This window comes from Corynebacterium sp. MSK047 (genome assembly GCF_030232285.1).
Classification (GTDB): domain Bacteria; phylum Actinomycetota; class Actinomycetes; order Mycobacteriales; family Mycobacteriaceae; genus Corynebacterium; species Corynebacterium jeikeium_D.
The window spans coordinates 1-684 of sequence record NZ_JASPJI010000058.1 but is presented as its reverse complement, the minus strand read 5'-3'; the positions used below and the strand labels follow the sequence as shown (position 1 = coordinate 684).

Annotated in this window: 2 tRNA genes; both read right to left on the bottom strand. The window is 53.9% G+C overall.

Annotated elements, in window-relative coordinates:
- Positions 1-135: 135 nt before the first annotated feature.
- Positions 136-208, bottom strand: a tRNA-Phe gene (locus QP981_RS11175).
- A gap of 19 nt (positions 209-227) precedes the next feature.
- A tRNA-Asp gene (locus QP981_RS11170) sits at positions 228-304 on the bottom strand.
- Positions 305-684: the final 380 nt, after the last annotated feature.

Sequence of the window (684 nt, the reverse complement as noted above, 5' to 3'; positions counted from 1 at the left end):
TCAATCGGCATTCAAAAAGGCCAAATCTAACCCCCGCGACACGCCGAGCCAGACACACATTTTGACCCTTAACCCGCGACAAACACCTGGTAAAACAAAGAATCCCCAGCCCGTTTTCGGACTGGGGATTAATTGTGGCCAGAAGCGGGATCGAACCGCTGACCTTCCACTTTTCAGGCGGACGCTCTACCGACTGAGCTATCTGGCCAGACTTGAAATTAATCAAGTGGCGACCCTGACGGGACTTGAACCCGCGACCTCCGCCGTGACAGGGCGGCGCGCTAACCAACTGCGCCACAGGGCCTTAAATGCCGTGCTCAACTTTCTGGATTACCAGCGCTGTGCACGAGTTGTTACTCTACAGAACAGCGCTGAACATAAGCAAATCGCCAGTTCATGGCAGATATTTTAAGTTGAAAACTGACATCCAGCCCCGGGTCTCGGGGCAACCTAGACTGTGGCAAAAGCTCTCCCCACCAAACCCGGGTAAAGCCCCCCTCTCCCCCAGTGTCACTGATGCGAGTTACTGACTACGTTTATGGCTGGCGGCGTTGGGGCGATGCGAGTTACTGACTACGTTTATGACAAAAATGGCTCGAAAAATGGCCGGTAGGGTCAGGCGGTCATTGCATCATGGATAACACCAGAGATTACCTCCCGGGGAGTTAACCCGTCGAGCACTAC